Raw genomic sequence first — 14042 nt, 5'->3', positions numbered from 1 at the left:
CCATCCGGGCCTGAGGCTCGCCAGTTCGATCTGCCACGCTGCTCCACGCAAACGACCCAAGCCTGACGGATCGGCGTTCTCACACGACCTCGGTCGAAAGCGGTCCATCGCATGGGCAAGCTGATCGGGCTTTCACCCCAGCAACGCCTCAAAAGCAACCCTCTTCGAAAAGAGTGTCGATAGATCCCGAGCCTCCCCGGGCCGCAGCGTTCTTCGTTTGCAGCACCCCTCACACAAACCGCCGCGATGCGCGCGATGCGCGGGCCCGGCGTCCGAATTTATTAGGAAATGTTGGTTTCAGTCGTCCCATCCGAGGTGACGACGACGAGACGACGATGTTCATCCCGAGGCTCCGCCGCCTCCTCGGCTTCTACGCCGTGCGCGAGAACGACCCGGTTCTAGCCGCGGCGCAGTTCCAGGCGCTCGCCCGCCAGATCCTGATGCTCTACGCGTTCCTCGGCCTCAACGCGGTCGGGCTCGCCTACGCGCATTACGGGCTGGCGCCGGACTGGGTCGTCGTCGGGCCGCCGGTCGTGCTGGTCGTCGCCGTCTGCGCGCGCTCGCTCGGGTGGATCCGCACGGCCCGGCGCCCGCTCCAGGGGAAGGAGGCCATCGCCCGGCTGCGGATGGTCAACCGGTTCACCGCGATCCTCGGAATCGGCGCCTCGCTCTGGGCCAGCCTGCTGTTCGGCCACGGCAACAGCGCCAGCGACATGCACATCATCTTCTTCCTCACCATCACGATGATGTTCTGCATGCAGTGCCTCGCGCACCTGCGCAGCGCCGCGCATATCCTCGCCACGATCGCGGTGCCCTACTGCGTCTACTTCATCGCCGTCGGCGAGCCGTTGGTGCAGATGGCGGTGATCAGCTACGTCCTCGTGCTGGTCGGCTCGACGGCGATGCAGAGCTTCGCCTACCGCGACTTCTGCCACCTCGTCGATCTCACCGCCGAGAACGGCCGGCTCGCCCATACCGACGCGCTGACCGGCCTGCCGAACCGCCGCTCGTTCGTGGCGCGGCTGGAGGAGACGGTCACGCAGGCCGCCGCCACGGGCGCGCAGTTCGGCGTCGGCATGATCGACCTCGACGGCTTCAAGCCGGTCAACGACAGCCTCGGCCACGGCGCGGGCGATGCCGTGCTGCGCGAGGTCGCCCGGCGCCTGGAGGGGGCCGGCATCGGCTGGGCCGCCCGCCTCGGCGGCGACGAGTTCGGCATCATCGTCGAGGGCGAGGGGGATCTCGACGGGCTGGGCCGGCGGATCTGCAGCCTGTTGGGGCAACCCTACGCGCTGCGGGAAGGGATGGCGCAGATCGGCGCCTCCGTCGGCTTCGCCCGCTTCCCCGAGGCCGCCGCGAGCGCGGAGACCCTGGTGGAGCGGGCCGATTTCGCCCTCTACCACGCCAAGGCCTTCCATCGGGGCAAGGCCGTGCTCTTCGCCCCGGATCACGAGGCCGCCCTGCGCCGGCATGCGGCCGTCGAACAGGCCCTTCGGCGGGCCGACCTCGCGACGGAGTTCCACCTGCTCTACCAGCCGATCGTCGATGTGGCGGGCGGGCAGGTCGAGGCCTACGAGGCGCTGGCGCGCTGGAACAGCCCGACCCTCGGGGCCGTCTCGCCGGCCGACTTCATTCCGGTGGCCGAGCGCAGCGGTCTGATCCTCGATCTGACCCGGGTGCTGCTCGCGAAGGCGCTCGATGCGGTGCGCGGCTGGCCCGCGGACCGGCGCCTCTCCTTCAATCTCTCGGCCCACGACATCGCCACGCCCGAAAGCGTCGAGGCGCTCATCGCCCTCGTCGTCGCGAGCGGCATCGATCCGAGCCGGATCGTTTTCGAGGTGACCGAGACCGGGCTGATGCGCGATCTCGGCGATGCCCGGCGGGCGCTGAGCGCCCTCAAGTCCCTCGGGCCGTGCATCGCCCTCGACGATTTCGGAACCGGCTATTCGAGTCTGAGCTACCTCAAGCGCCTTCCGGTCGATCGGCTGAAGATCGACCGCAGCTTCGTCACCCAACTCGACGGTGACGAGACGTCGCTCGCCATCGTGCGTGCGATCCTCGACCTGTGCCGGCATCTGTCCCTGGACTGCATCGTCGAGGGCGTGGAGACGACGGAGCAGATGCTGCTCCTGCGCTCGGTCGGGTGCCGGTCGATGCAGGGCTACCTGTTCGGAAAGCCGATGCCGTCCGGTGAGATCGCGGCCTTCGAGGCCATGGTCGCCGGGCGATCGATCCCGGTGCCGGCTGCGCCGCCTAGTCTGTCCGCGGTGGCGTGACGGCGACGAAGCCGGCGCGGCGGGATAGACTCGGTCTCCCGGCAACGACCCGCGAGTCCGTCCATGTCCCTGACCGTTCCCGTCATCCTCGGTTCCGTGCGCTCGGAGCGCCAGGGAATCCGGGCCGCCCGCTTCCTCGTCGCACAGCTCGAAGCCCGCGGCCACGCGGCGCCGCTGGTCGATCCGGCGGAGCTGAATCTTCCCCTGCTCGACCGGATGTACAAGGAGTATCCGAAGGGCGAGGCGCCCGAGCCGCTGGAGCGGCTGGCCGAACTTTATCGGCGTGCGGACGCCTTCGTCGTCGTCTCGGCCGAGTACAACCACGCGATCCCGCCGGCCCTCTCCAACACCCTCGACCACTTCCTGGAGGAGTATTTCTGGCGCCCCTCCGCCATCTGCTGCTACTCGGCCGGGCAGTACGGCGGCGTGCGCGCGGCGATGCAATTGCGGGCGATGCTGGCCGAACTCGGCACCCCGAGCATCCCGTCCCTGCTGCCGATCCCGCGCATCCACAAGGCGCTGAGCGAGGCGGGCGAGCCCTCCGAGGACTGGCTGAGGAAGTCGGCCCAAAAGTTCCTCGACGAGTTGACGTGGTATGCCGAAGCGCTGCGAGCCCGGCGCGAGGCCGGCACGCCGTATTGAACGCTCTGGCATCGCGCTTGCCCGCCCTTCCTCACGGCAGAGGCGGAGCGAGGGACGGATGAACAGGAGCGTCGACAGGGTCAGGGACGTCCTGACCGAACTGGTCAAGGCAGCGCTGGTGTCGGAGGATCGCCTGAGCCTCGCCTTCCGGAACGAAGCCGTCGTGGGGCTCGCCGCGCTCCGCGATGCCCCGCCCGATCCGGACGGACTGCGGATGGACGGCGCCTGGACGCTCGCGGTCCGAGCTGCGGAGGCGCCGGAGTTCCAGCCGATGGAGGGCCGGATCAACCTCACCCTGCCGCAGCAATCGCCGTTGACCCTCGACGCGTTGCTGGCGCCGGACTTCGACGTGGACGCCGCGGTCGAGCGCATCCGCAAGGCGGCCTCGACCGGCTGAGCCGGACGCGGCGGGCGATCGGGAGCGCGCCGGAGCGAGCGCGCTCCCTGAAACCGAAAGGCGTCTCGCGCGATGGTCGGCGGAGGCAAACGGAAGGAACCGCCCATGTCCGCGAACGATCTCACCCACCGCGTCGGCCACGATGTCGACAGCGTCGATCAGGTCAGCAGCGTGATCCTGCTCGGCCTCGCCGTGGTCGGCGGCATCGCCACGATCGTGCTCGACCTGCTCTTCATCGGCTGACGGACGGAACTGTCCCCGCTGCGCCGGGCGCGGCGGGGACCGAATGCCGTGTTCGTCTCGAGAAGTTCGCGGCGAGACACCCGGACGGTAAGCTTTCGTTAACCATCTCGGCGCAGACTACATCCTCAGTCGCGGATTTGCGTCCGCACGGTGACGAAACCTTCACCCTCGCTTCGGTCCATCATGGCACAGCTCGCGACCGACTTCGCCTCCGACGCCCTCGCCCAGGCACCGATGCCGGGTCTGAGCGGCGAGACGCGCAACCGGCTCGGCCGGGCCCTGCGGGAGGCCTACGTCGACACCTGCGAATCGCGCCCGATCACCGACGTGCAGGTCGAACTGCTGTTGCGTCTGCGCCAGAAGGAGCGGGACCAGCGCCGCGGCGCCTGACGCGCCGCATCGAAGGCGGCGCCCTACTGCCAGCGCCGCGCTTGCGGCTGGCTGCGCCGGATCTCCGCAGCGCGAATCATCGTCAGAATCCGGTCCAGATCCCGCAGAAGCTCCATCTCGCTGGCGCGGGCCGCCTCGACGTCGTCGTCGTCGCCGAACCGTTGGCGGTGCTGCACGAGGGCCAGGGCACGCTCCAGGGCGTCCCGCTCGCCGTGCAGCGCACGATAGGCGGCCTCCTGCGGATCGAGCACCTCGACCGCATCCCCGCTCTGCGGGTCGTTCGCCTTCGGATCGGCCGCCTCCGCCGACCGGTCGGTTCTGCGGGATGGCTCCGCCACGCTGACGATCTCCTCTGTGCGCCTCCGATGCGAGGCCCTCGTTCTAGACCCCGCCCCGCTATCCCGACCGGTCCCAAGCCCGACCGGGCGCGACGGCCTCGATCCCCCTCAACGCCCGAGAGCCGCCAAGCGGTCCCGTCCGCAGCGAAATTCGGCCGGACGTGGAACGCGGCCGTCTCTGTCATGTCCCCGTCATGTGGCCGTCATAGAGCCGGCGCGTCAGCCGGTTAGGGCTAGGCCGGTCGCGGCGGGAGGCCGATCCCTCGATGGACTGGCCGGGACGCCCGAGAGGCCCCCGACCGCGGCAGCGCCCGACACGTTACGGAGATGCTCGTGAAACCCTTCGCTTACGCCCTGGCGGTCGGCCTCGCCGCCGCCCAGCTCGCGACCTCGGCGCTCGCCGCCGACATCACCGGCGCCGGTGCCACCTTCCCGTTCCCGGTCTATTCCAAGTGGGCCGAGGCCTACCGCAAGGATAGCGGCATGGGCCTGAACTACCAGTCGATCGGCTCCGGCGGCGGGATCAAGCAGATCCAGGCCAAGACCGTCGATTTCGGCGCCACCGACGCGCCGCTGAAGCCCGCCCAGCTCGAGAAGGACGGCCTCGTCCAGTTCCCGACCGTCATGGGCGGCGTGGTCACCGTGGTGAACATCGCCGGCCTCGAGCCCGGCAAGCTCAAGCTCACCGGCGAGATCGTCGCCGACATCTACGCCGGCAAGATCCAGAAGTGGTCCGACCCGAAGATCGCCAAGCTGAACGACGGCGTGAAGCTGCCCGAGGCCAACATCACCCCGATCTACCGTTCCGACGCGTCGGGCACGACCAATATCTTCACCACCTACCTCTCGGGCGTCTCCGAGAGCTGGAAGAAGGAGTTCGGCGCCGCCACGACCATCTCCTGGCCGGTCGGCCAGGGCGGCAAGGGCAACGAGGGCGTCACCGCCACCGTCAAGCAGGTCCCCAACGCGATCGGCTACGTCGAGTCGGCCTATGCCAAGCAGAACAAGCTCGCCTACGCCCTGATCCAGAACAAGGCCGGCAAGTTCCCGCAGCCCGACGACAAGGCCTTCCAGGCCGCCGCCGCCAGCGCCGACTGGAAGTCGACCCCCGGCTTCGGCATCGCGCTGACCAACCAAGCCGGCGACGACGCGTGGCCGATCACGGCGGCGACCTTCATCCTCGTCTACCGTGAGCCGGCCGACCCGGCCAAGGCCGCCGACGTGCTGAAGTTCTTCGACTGGGCCTACAAGAACGGCGATAAGCTCGCGAGCGAACTCGACTACGTGCCGCTTCCCGACAACGTGGTCGGCCTGATCCACGAAGAGTGGAAGACCATCAAGGGCAAGGACGGCAAGCCGATCCTCGGCAGCATGTAAGGCGTCATCGGGCCTCTCCCCCTCGGGAGGGGCCCTTCTCATGCGGTCCGCTCGCCTCCCGCCCGCGACCGCGCTACACGCCCCGCATTCGATGAGCTTTCGCGGATGACCGCCTTGACCCAATCCGTCGCCCTGGCCCGCGAGAGCGGCGTCGCCGCCCGCACCGCCCCGAGCAAGACCGGGGACCGGCTGTTCCAGGGGCTGTCCTACGCCTCGGCGCTGCTGGTGCTGCTGGTGCTCGCCGGCATCCTCGGCTCCATCGTCTACGGCGCGTGGCCGGCCTTCGCCGAGTTCGGCTTCGGCTTCCTCACCTCCTCCGCCTGGAACATCGGCACCGAGCAGTTCGGGGCGCTGCCCGCCATCATCGGCACCGTCGCGGCGGCGCTGCTGGCGCTCCTCATCGGCGTGCCGATCTCCCTCGGGATCGCGGTCTACCTGACGCAGCTCTGCCCCGGCTGGGCCCGCAAGCCGGTCGCGATGACGATCGAACTGCTCGCCTCGGTGCCGAGCATCATCTACGGCATGTGGGGCCTGTTCGTGTTCGCGCCCCTCTTCGCGCACTTCGTGCAGGTGCCGGTCTCGAACCTCGTCGAGGGCCTGCCGATCGTCGGCACGATCCTCTACGCCCGCATCCCCTCGGGCGTCGGCGTGCTCACCGCCGGCATCATCCTGGCCATCATGATCGTGCCCTTCGTGGCCTCGATCACCCGCGACATGCTCGACCAGATCCCGACCGTGCTGCGCGAGAGCGCCTACGGGATCGGCTGCACCACCTGGGAAGTCGTGCGCCACGTGCTCGTGCCGCAGGCCTCGGTGTCGATCATCGGCGCGATCATGCTGGGCCTCGGCCGCGCGCTCGGCGAGACCATGGCGGTCACCTTCGTGATCGGCAACGCCAACCGCCTCTCGGCCTCGATCTTCGATCCGGGCTCGACCATCGCCTCGCGCATCGCCAACGAGTTCAACGAGGCCGACGGCCTCCAGCTCTCCTCGCTGATGGCGCTCGGCTGCCTGCTCTTTATCATCACCTTCTTCGTGCTGATCATCGCGCGCCTGCTGGTGCGGCGCGCCAAGGTCGCCTGAGCCACCAACCGGGACGAGCGCCGACCATGGACGCCACCAACCCCATCGCGACGACCGGCCAGACGCCCGATCCTGCGCCCCGCGCCAGCCGCGTGCGCTCCGGCCGCCGGGTCGCCGATCGCATCCTGATCGTGGCGAGCACGCTCGCCACCTTGCTCGGCATCATCGTGCTCGGCTCGATCCTGCTGATGCTGATCATCGAGGGCGTGAAGGGCTTCACCCCGGCGCTGTTCACGGCGCCGACCCCCGGCCCCGGCTCGGAAGGCGGCGGCATCGCCAACGCCATCCTGGGCAGCCTGATCATGACCTTCATCGGCATCGTCATCGCCACGCCGATCGGGCTGATGGCCGGCACGTTCCTCGCCGAGTACGGCAAGACCTCGAAGATCGCCGACGTCATCCGCTTCCTCAACGACGTGCTGCTCTCGGCGCCCTCGATCCTGATCGGCCTGTTCGTCTACACCCTGATGGTGCGGCCGATGGGGACCTATTCGGGCTGGGCCGGCGCGGTGGCGCTCGCCATCATCGCCGTGCCGGTCATCGTGCGCACCACCGAGGACATGCTGCGCCTCGTGCCGAGCCCCATGCGCGAGGCCGGCGCGGCGCTCGGCGCCCCCCGTTCCCTGGTGATCCGTGCGATCACGTGGCGGGCGGCCTCCGCGGGCATCGTCACCGGCATCATCCTGGCGCTCGCCCGCATCGCCGGCGAGACCGCGCCGCTGCTGTTCACCGCGCTCAACAACAACTCGTGGTTCAACGCCAACCTGCTCGGCGGCGTGCCGAACCTGCCGGTGATGATCTACCAGTTCGCGCTCTCGCCCTACCCCAACTGGCAGAGCCTCGCCTGGGCCGGCGCGCTCCTCATCACCGTCACCATCCTGGCTCTCTCGGTGACGGCCCGCTTCGTGATCAAGGAACAGCGGCAGCGCTGATCGCTACCCGCGTCCCGACCTCCTACCCGACGAGAGACCTCCGATGAGCGCCTCCCCCGCGATCCGCAGCCAGCTCGACGGCCGCAACCCGGCCGACCACGCCGCACCCGTGCGCATCGCCGTCAAGGACCTGAACTTCTACTACGGCTCCTTCCACGGCCTGAAGAACATCAACCTCGACTTTCGCGACCGGCAGGTGACCGCGCTGATCGGCCCCTCGGGCTGCGGAAAATCGACCCTGCTGCGCACCTTCAACCGGATCTACAGCCTCTACCCCGAGCAGCGCGCGGAAGGGGAGATCCTCCTCGACGGCCAGAACGTGCTCGATCCCAGGATCGACCTCAACGAACTGCGCTCGCGCATCGGCATGGTGTTCCAGAAGCCGACGCCGTTCCCGATGTCGATCTACGACAACGTCGCCTTCGGCTTGCGCCTCTACGAGAAGCTGCCCAAGGCCGAGCTCGACGTCCGCGTCGAGGAGAGCTTGCGCAAGGCCGCCCTGTGGGACGAGGTGAAGGACAAGCTCAAGCAGTCCGGCATGGGCCTGTCCGGCGGTCAGCAGCAGCGCCTCTGCATCGCCCGCACCGTGGCCCAGCGCCCGGAGGTGATCCTGTTCGACGAGCCGACCTCGGCGCTCGACCCGATCTCGACCGGCCGCATCGAGGAGCTGATCGAGCAGCTCCGCTCGGAGTTCACGATCGTCATCGTGACCCACAACATGCAGCAGGCCGCCCGCATCTCACAGTTCACCGCGTTCATGTATCTCGGCGAGCTGATCGAGTTCGACGCGACCTCGAAGATCTTCATGAACCCGGCCAAGCGCCAGACCCAGGACTACATCACCGGCCGCTTCGGCTGATCCGCCCCCATTTCGTGTCGCGACCCCTTTGTTGCGACGGATCGGCTTCACCGGAGACTTCGAAGACCATGGCCGAGCATATCGTTTCCTCCTACGACAACGATCTCGAGAACCTGCGCCGCTCCATCGCCGAGATGGGCGGCGTCGCGGAAAAAATGCTGGCCGACGCCACCGACGCGCTGGTGCGTCGCGACACGGCGCTCGCCCAGGCGGTGATCGCCGCCGACAAGCGCCTCGATACGCTCCAGCGCGAGATCGAGGAGCGCTCCGTGTTGCTCATCGCCCGGCGCCAGCCGCTCGCCATCGACCTGCGCGAGACTATCTCAGGGATTCGCGTCGCGGGCGATCTGGAGCGGATCGGCGATCTCGCCAAGAACATCGCCAAGCGCGTCGTCGCGATCAGCGATCAGGCCCAGCCGCAGAAGATCGTGCTCGGCGTCCAGCACATGAGCGACCTCGTGCAGGAGCAGCTCAAGGACGTGCTCGACGCCTATGCCAGCCGCGACACCGCCGCCGCCCACGACGTGTGGGAGCGGGACGGGGCCATCGACGCGCTCTACAACTCGCTGTTCCGCGAACTCCTGACCTACATGATGGAAGATCCGCGCAACATCTCGTTCTGCACGCACCTGCTGTTCTGCGCCAAGAACGTCGAGCGCATCGGCGACCACACCACCAACGTCGCCGAAACGATCCAGTACCTCGCCACTGGCGAGGCGCCTCAGGGCGAGCGCCCGAAGAACGACGCTTCGAACTACGCCACCGTTCAGCCGGGCGCCTGAGGCCTTTCGGTCGACGTGATGTGCATGGTCTTCGCGCGAGCCGGGTATCGGATCGCGCGAAGACGGACGTGAGACGCTGTTTGCCGGGACTACCCGAGCGCCGGGACTGGATTCCCGCGTGCGCCTCCGTCACCGTTGCGGTGACGAAGGAGGCTCCTGGCGAAAAATGCGAATGGGACAACGTTCGATGACGAGCGCGCGCATCCTGATCGTCGAGGACGAGGAATCGCTGACCACGCTGCTGCGCTACAACCTCGAGGCCGAGGGCTTCGTGGTCGACGTGGCGACCCGCGGCGACGAGGCGGACCTCCGCCTGCACGAGACCACCCCCGACCTCGTCCTGCTCGACTGGATGGTGCCGGGCCTGTCCGGCATCGAACTGTGCCGCCGCATCCGCGCCCGCCGCGAGACGGAGCGGCTGCCGGTCATCATGCTGACCGCCCGCGGCGAGGAGGCCGACCGTGTGCGCGGCCTCTCGACGGGGGCCGACGACTACGTGGTCAAGCCGTTCTCGGTGCCGGAGTTGCTCGCCCGCGTGCGCTCGCTCCTGCGCCGGTCCAAGCCCGCCCATGTCGCCGACATGCTGACCGCGGGCGATATCGAGCTCGACAGGGTGAGCCACCGCATCCGCCGCCAGGGCCGCGAGATCCATCTCGGGCCGACCGAATTCAAGCTGCTCGAATACCTGATGCAGAGCCCCGGCCGGGTCTTCTCCCGCGAGCAACTCCTCGACGGCGTGTGGGGCCACGACGTCTACATCGACGAGCGCACCGTCGACGTCCATGTCGGCCGCCTGCGCAAGGCGATCAATCGGCCCCGCCAGAGCGACCCGATCCGCACCGTGCGCGGCTCCGGCTACTCGTTCGACGAGATGTTCGCGGTGGCCGAGTAGTTTTTCAAAAAGCGGCCTCCCACCCAACTCCCTCATCCTGAAGCGGCACCTCGCGATGAGGGGGGATGGGTCGGGGCAGCCGGTGAGACGCCGCTTCAATAGTTCACCGTCGCCCGCAGCCCGATCACGGTGGCATTGCGGATGCGTCGCCCGTTCGCATCCGGCAATCCGCCGCCGGGGCGCATGACGTATTGAAGGTCCGGCTGGAGGGTGAAGCCGGGCACGATCTCGGCCTGGTAGGTCGCCTCGATCACCGTCTCGCTGCTGCGGACCGGCCCCGTGCCGGTGCCGAGGATGATCCCGTCGCGGTCGATGCCGCGGGCGGCGGGCGAGAGGCGCGAGTGGATCACACCGAGGCCGGCGGTGTCGTTGGGGCGCCCGGGGATCAGCCCCTTGTAGGCGATGCCGGCATCCACGTAGAGGTCGATCAGGTTGCGGTCGCCCGGCACCGCCGAGAGCCGGACGAAGGCCGAGGCGCCCTCCCCCGGCGCGCCGGGCTCGTTGAAGATCGTCTGGTCGACGATGGCGTAGACGCCGCTGTCGCCGCGGAAGCGCCGGGCGATGCCGCTGGCCTCCGGGTCGGCGAGCAATCGCCCCTGGACCCTATCGAGCCGCGGGCTGTCGAACCGGCCGAAATGGTGCCACGCCCCGAGCGTCGCCGTGCCGGGCAGGCCCGTCGTACCGGGAAGCGAGGGATAGGCGTAGGCCGCCTCGCCGATCAGCAGCGCGGGATCGTTGACGCGAAAATCCGTGCCGTGGCGGTTGCGCCGCTGCGGGTCGATCCCATCGTCGGATTTCGGCGTGCCGGCCGGGTCGCCGTTGAAGAGCGCGGCCTGGAACGACAGCGCGTCGGTCGGCACGTACTTCACCCGGATCGCGGGCGTCGCCAGCGGGTAGATCGGCCCGCCGTTCGGCAGCACCACGGCGCCGACATTCGGCCAGCCGAAGCCGGCGTTCAGAAAGACCACGCCCGACTGCGCGATGGCGAACTCGGTGTCCGCCGAGACCTGCCCGACCTTGATCGAGAGTTTCTCGCCCAGGAAGCGCTGCTCCACCCACAGCTCGAACAGCCGGGTCGAGGGCAAAGCCTCGATGCCGCTCACCGTCGTGAGGTTGTTCACGAACGCGCGGGACATGCCGTGGCCGTGGATCTGGAAGAAGTCGGTGTGGAACCGCGCGCCCTCCCAGCCCATGAAGCGATCGAGGTCGATGTCGAGGCCCGTGTCGAGGCGCCCGCCGTAGGTCGCGCCGCGCCTGAGGCCGCCCGACACGTCGGCGAGACCCTCGCCGATATAGGTGAGCACGTAGGTGATGCCGCGTTGCGCCAGATAGGCGCGTAGGCCGAACGGATCACTGTCGGGCCCGAGCGAGGATTCGATCGAGCCCTTGTTGGTGACCGAGACCTGATCCGAGGTGCGCGATTGCGCCACCGCGGTCTGCGGATCGCCGCCGGCACCGGTGAGCGGGAGCAGGAAGTCCTGCGCCGCGGCGGAGGCGCCCGAGCCCAGGCAAGCCGCGAGCGCGAGGACGGCGCGCCGCCGCGCTCGTCCCGCCGCGCCCCGGCGCGAAGGCCGTCTCTCCACGCTCAAGGGGTGCCGCCGCGCCTCTCCCCGGCCGCGAGCCGGCCGAGCATCCTCATCCCATCAAGCAGGCGCGGATGACAGGGCTGAGACCGTCGTGGGGTTAGCCGGCGCGCAGCAACAGCAGGATCGCCGTGACCGCCATGACGGCGACCGTCGCGATGATGCCGCCGCCGCGGCAGGCGAACTGGCGCGGGGTGTTGGTGCCGGCGAACATGCCGATCGGGTGGAGGATGCGGGCGATCACCAGCACGATCAGCAGTCCCTGCACCCAGCCCTTCGCGCCGCCGCCCGCCTCGTAGAGGGCGATCAGCAGGAGCGTGAACGGCACGAATTCCATGAAGTTGGCGTGCGAGCGGATGCGCCGCTGCAATCCGTCCTGCCCGCCGTCGCCGAACAGCACGTTGCCGCTCACGCGCCCGCCGATCACCCAGGCGGACAATCCGGCATAGATCAGGCCGAGGATGCCGGCATAGAAGGCGGTGATGGTCGGAAAGATCACGGGTGTCGGTCTCCGTCGTGGTTCGGCCATGGTGCGGCCAAGATTCGGCCATGGTGCGGCAAAGGCACCAATCGGCGTGGCTTTGGCTGGTTCCGGCACCCGCGCGGACGTGAACGCCCCTTCGGCGTCCGTGTCACGCGTTGTGGATTGTCCCGCCATCGCGACGCGTCCCATCGCTCGGGACGTGCGAAGACTGACATATGTCTGTCTCGCTTCGCGCCGATGTCGGCGTCGGGACTTGCAGGGAGGACGCACGTTGAGCGGCAAGCTGATCGCGGTCGCCAACATGAAGGGCGGCGTCGGCAAGACGACGACGGTCGTCATGTTGGCCGAGGCGCTCGCCGCCGACGGGGCGCGGGTGCTGGTGGTCGATCTCGATCCCCAGGCCTCGGTCTCGGTCTGCCTCGCGGGCGACGATCTGCTCGCGCAGATGATCTCCCGCGGCCGGACGCTTGAGGCCTACCTCGCCCTCAAGCTCATCACCCGGCACAAGCCGGATCTGCGCGCCCGCATCCAACCGGGCGTCAGCCTGACGACGCACAAGAACCGGCCGCTCGAACTCGCGCTGCTGCCGTCCGGCCCACATCTTCGCCTCGTGGAGCGCGAGATTCTCTACGAGCTGACCGAGCGGAAGTTCTCGATGAGCGACATCGAGGCCCGGCTCTGGACTTTGTTCCAGGACGAGTTCGCGCCGCTTGCGCAGGATTACGACTACGTCTTCTTCGATTGCGCGCCCGGCATCTCGCCGATGACCGAGGTCGCGGTGCGCGCCGCCGACCTCGTCCTCGTCACCTCGATTCCCGACTTCCTCTCGACCTACGGCCTCAACGCCTTCGTCGAGACGATCTGGCGGCGCAGCGGGCGCAAGGATGGGCACATCGCTCCGCGCAGCGCGCCCTACGTGCTCGTGACCCGCTATCAGGCGCAGGTGCGCCAGCACCAGCAGACGCTGGCCCGCCTCGTTGCCGAGGCGGCGTCGGCGGATGCGGGCTTCCGCCTGCTCGATACCCGCGTTCCCCAGGCGGCGGCGCTCGCCGACGCCCTCGTCCCGGTCGGCGGCGCGCCGCCGACCTTCTCGTCCAAGTACGGCGCGCACGTGCCGAACGTGCTGATCCCCCTCGTCGCGGAAGTGAAGGACATTCTCCATGGCTCTTGATGTCGATGGATACGCGGTGCTGCAGGCCATGGCCTCGGCACCCGAGGCCTTCCCCGACATCCGCGCCGAAATCCCCAAGGCCGCCCGTGCCCTCGTGGTGCGCCAGCTCAAGGCGCGGGGCCTGAAGCCGCACGCCCTGCGGATGATCCGGGACGTGATCGGCACGGAGGCCTTCGCCCTGATCGCCGACGGCATGACGGACGCTGAGGTGAAGGCGGTGGTGGCCCGCCTCGACCCGCATCACCCAACCTTGAAGCAGGCCACCCCCGGCTGGTGCCGCCGCCGCCTCGCGGCCCTCGCCGCCGGGGAAGCTCCCGTGCGTCGGGGCGATCCGGCCCCTCCGGAGCGGGCCGATCCGCCGGCCCCGGCAGCGCGGGCTCTGGGCAGCCGCCCCTTCGCGGCGACCTGGGACGGCGTCGACCACGACGCTCCCCTCTCCGCGAAGGACGACGCGGCGCCGAAGGGAGCGGGCAAGAAGGAGCGGAAGGAGACCGAGAAGAAGAAGGGCAAGAAGCGGAAGGATTGACGCGCCCGACCTCGGGGCGGGCCCCGCGCTCGGCCCCGCGCGGCCCTCCACGCGCCCGAAACGAAAA

Annotated in this window: 16 protein-coding genes; 13 read left to right on the top strand and 3 right to left on the bottom strand. The window is 69.0% G+C overall.

The window, feature by feature from the left end:
• Positions 1-335 precede the first annotated feature (335 nt).
• The 5 genes from HNR00_RS12060 (at position 336) to HNR00_RS12040 (ending at position 3948) form a co-directional block, all read left to right on the top strand.
• Positions 336-2276: a putative bifunctional diguanylate cyclase/phosphodiesterase gene (locus tag HNR00_RS12060; protein WP_183569520.1), complete on the top strand. Its 1941-nt coding sequence runs from the start codon at positions 336-338 to the stop codon at positions 2274-2276.
• 63 nt (positions 2277-2339) lie between these two features.
• Positions 2340-2918: an NADPH-dependent FMN reductase gene (locus HNR00_RS12055; RefSeq protein ID WP_183569518.1), complete on the top strand. Its 579-nt coding sequence runs from the start codon at positions 2340-2342 to the stop codon at positions 2916-2918.
• 58 nt (positions 2919-2976) lie between these two features.
• Entirely contained in the window at positions 2977-3315 is a 339-nt protein-coding gene (locus HNR00_RS12050) for a hypothetical protein (RefSeq protein ID WP_183569516.1), read from the top strand.
• 105 nt (positions 3316-3420) lie between these two features.
• Entirely contained in the window at positions 3421-3558 is a 138-nt protein-coding gene (locus HNR00_RS12045) for a hypothetical protein (protein ID WP_183569513.1), read from the top strand.
• 183 nt (positions 3559-3741) lie between these two features.
• On the top strand, positions 3742-3948 hold the full coding sequence (locus tag HNR00_RS12040; RefSeq protein ID WP_183569511.1) for a hypothetical protein: 207 nt from the start codon (positions 3742-3744) through the stop codon (positions 3946-3948).
• A 23-nt stretch (positions 3949-3971) separates the two neighbouring features.
• Here the strand turns inward: HNR00_RS12040 and HNR00_RS12035 are convergent, their stop codons facing one another.
• On the bottom strand, positions 3972-4286 hold the full coding sequence (locus tag HNR00_RS12035; RefSeq protein ID WP_376770375.1) for a hypothetical protein: 315 nt from the start codon (positions 4284-4286) through the stop codon (positions 3972-3974).
• A 333-nt stretch (positions 4287-4619) separates the two neighbouring features.
• Here HNR00_RS12035 and pstS point away from each other — a divergent pair, with 333 nt between their 5' ends.
• The 6 genes from pstS (at position 4620) to phoB (ending at position 10211) form a co-directional block, all read left to right on the top strand.
• On the top strand, positions 4620-5663 hold the full coding sequence (gene pstS, locus HNR00_RS12030; protein WP_183569509.1) for a phosphate ABC transporter substrate-binding protein PstS: 1044 nt from the start codon (positions 4620-4622) through the stop codon (positions 5661-5663).
• Positions 5664-5768: 105 nt separating this feature from the next.
• Positions 5769-6746, top strand: a complete 978-nt coding sequence (pstC, locus tag HNR00_RS12025) for a phosphate ABC transporter permease subunit PstC (protein WP_183569507.1) — start codon at positions 5769-5771, stop codon at positions 6744-6746.
• A 26-nt stretch (positions 6747-6772) separates the two neighbouring features.
• The gene (gene pstA / locus HNR00_RS12020; protein ID WP_183569505.1) at positions 6773-7678 is read left to right on the top strand and encodes a phosphate ABC transporter permease PstA; all 906 of its coding nucleotides are present in this window, start codon (positions 6773-6775) and stop codon (positions 7676-7678) included.
• A 43-nt stretch (positions 7679-7721) separates the two neighbouring features.
• On the top strand, positions 7722-8537 hold the full coding sequence (gene pstB / locus HNR00_RS12015) for a phosphate ABC transporter ATP-binding protein PstB (protein WP_183569503.1): 816 nt from the start codon (positions 7722-7724) through the stop codon (positions 8535-8537).
• A gap of 68 nt (positions 8538-8605) precedes the next feature.
• Positions 8606-9319, top strand: coding sequence for a phosphate signaling complex protein PhoU (gene phoU / locus HNR00_RS12010; protein WP_183569501.1), 714 nt, complete (start codon positions 8606-8608; stop codon positions 9317-9319).
• A 187-nt stretch (positions 9320-9506) separates the two neighbouring features.
• A complete protein-coding gene (gene phoB, locus HNR00_RS12005) occupies positions 9507-10211 on the top strand; it encodes a phosphate regulon transcriptional regulator PhoB (RefSeq protein ID WP_183569499.1) in 705 nt (234 codons plus the stop codon).
• 95 nt (positions 10212-10306) lie between these two features.
• Here phoB and HNR00_RS12000 read toward each other — a convergent pair whose 3' ends face one another.
• The gene (locus tag HNR00_RS12000) at positions 10307-11794 is read right to left on the bottom strand and encodes a carbohydrate porin (protein WP_376770379.1); all 1488 of its coding nucleotides are present in this window, start codon (positions 11792-11794) and stop codon (positions 10307-10309) included.
• A 100-nt stretch (positions 11795-11894) separates the two neighbouring features.
• Positions 11895-12293 (bottom strand): MAPEG family protein, encoded by a 399-nt coding sequence (locus HNR00_RS11995; protein WP_183569495.1) that lies wholly within the window; start codon positions 12291-12293, stop codon positions 11895-11897.
• 256 nt (positions 12294-12549) lie between these two features.
• On the opposite strand from HNR00_RS11995, the gene HNR00_RS11990 reads away from it, so the two are divergent.
• On the top strand, positions 12550-13449 hold the full coding sequence (locus HNR00_RS11990; protein ID WP_183569493.1) for a ParA family protein: 900 nt from the start codon (positions 12550-12552) through the stop codon (positions 13447-13449).
• Entirely contained in the window at positions 13439-13975 is a 537-nt protein-coding gene (locus HNR00_RS11985; protein WP_183569491.1) for a hypothetical protein, read from the top strand. Before HNR00_RS11990 ends, HNR00_RS11985 begins: the two co-directional genes overlap by 11 nt.
• The last annotated feature ends 67 nt before the right edge of the window (positions 13976-14042 follow it).

Origin of the sequence: Methylorubrum rhodinum, assembly GCF_014199935.1 — a bacterium.
Lineage (GTDB): Bacteria > Pseudomonadota > Alphaproteobacteria > Rhizobiales > Beijerinckiaceae > Methylobacterium > Methylobacterium rhodinum.
The sequence above is the reverse complement of the archived record's forward strand: the minus strand, read 5'-3'. Positions and strand labels throughout refer to the sequence as shown.

What these genes read in the sequence shown, in the direction of transcription:
- HNR00_RS12060 (WP_183569520.1), top strand. Translation starts at nt 336, where the DNA reads ATGTTCATCCCGAGGCTCCGCCGCCTCCTCGGCTTCTACGCCGTGCGC.
- HNR00_RS12055 (WP_183569518.1), top strand. Translation starts at nt 2,340, where the DNA reads ATGTCCCTGACCGTTCCCGTCATCCTCGGTTCCGTGCGCTCGGAGCGC.
- HNR00_RS12050 (WP_183569516.1), top strand. Translation starts at nt 2,977, where the DNA reads ATGAACAGGAGCGTCGACAGGGTCAGGGACGTCCTGACCGAACTGGTC.
- HNR00_RS12045 (WP_183569513.1), top strand. Translation starts at nt 3,421, where the DNA reads ATGTCCGCGAACGATCTCACCCACCGCGTCGGCCACGATGTCGACAGC.
- HNR00_RS12040 (WP_183569511.1), top strand. Translation starts at nt 3,742, where the DNA reads ATGGCACAGCTCGCGACCGACTTCGCCTCCGACGCCCTCGCCCAGGCA.
- pstC (WP_183569507.1), top strand. Translation starts at nt 5,769, where the DNA reads ATGACCGCCTTGACCCAATCCGTCGCCCTGGCCCGCGAGAGCGGCGTC.
- pstA (WP_183569505.1), top strand. Translation starts at nt 6,773, where the DNA reads ATGGACGCCACCAACCCCATCGCGACGACCGGCCAGACGCCCGATCCT.
- pstB (WP_183569503.1), top strand. Translation starts at nt 7,722, where the DNA reads ATGAGCGCCTCCCCCGCGATCCGCAGCCAGCTCGACGGCCGCAACCCG.
- phoU (WP_183569501.1), top strand. Translation starts at nt 8,606, where the DNA reads ATGGCCGAGCATATCGTTTCCTCCTACGACAACGATCTCGAGAACCTG.
- phoB (WP_183569499.1), top strand. Translation starts at nt 9,507, where the DNA reads ATGACGAGCGCGCGCATCCTGATCGTCGAGGACGAGGAATCGCTGACC.
- HNR00_RS11985 (WP_183569491.1), top strand. Translation starts at nt 13,439, where the DNA reads ATGGCTCTTGATGTCGATGGATACGCGGTGCTGCAGGCCATGGCCTCG.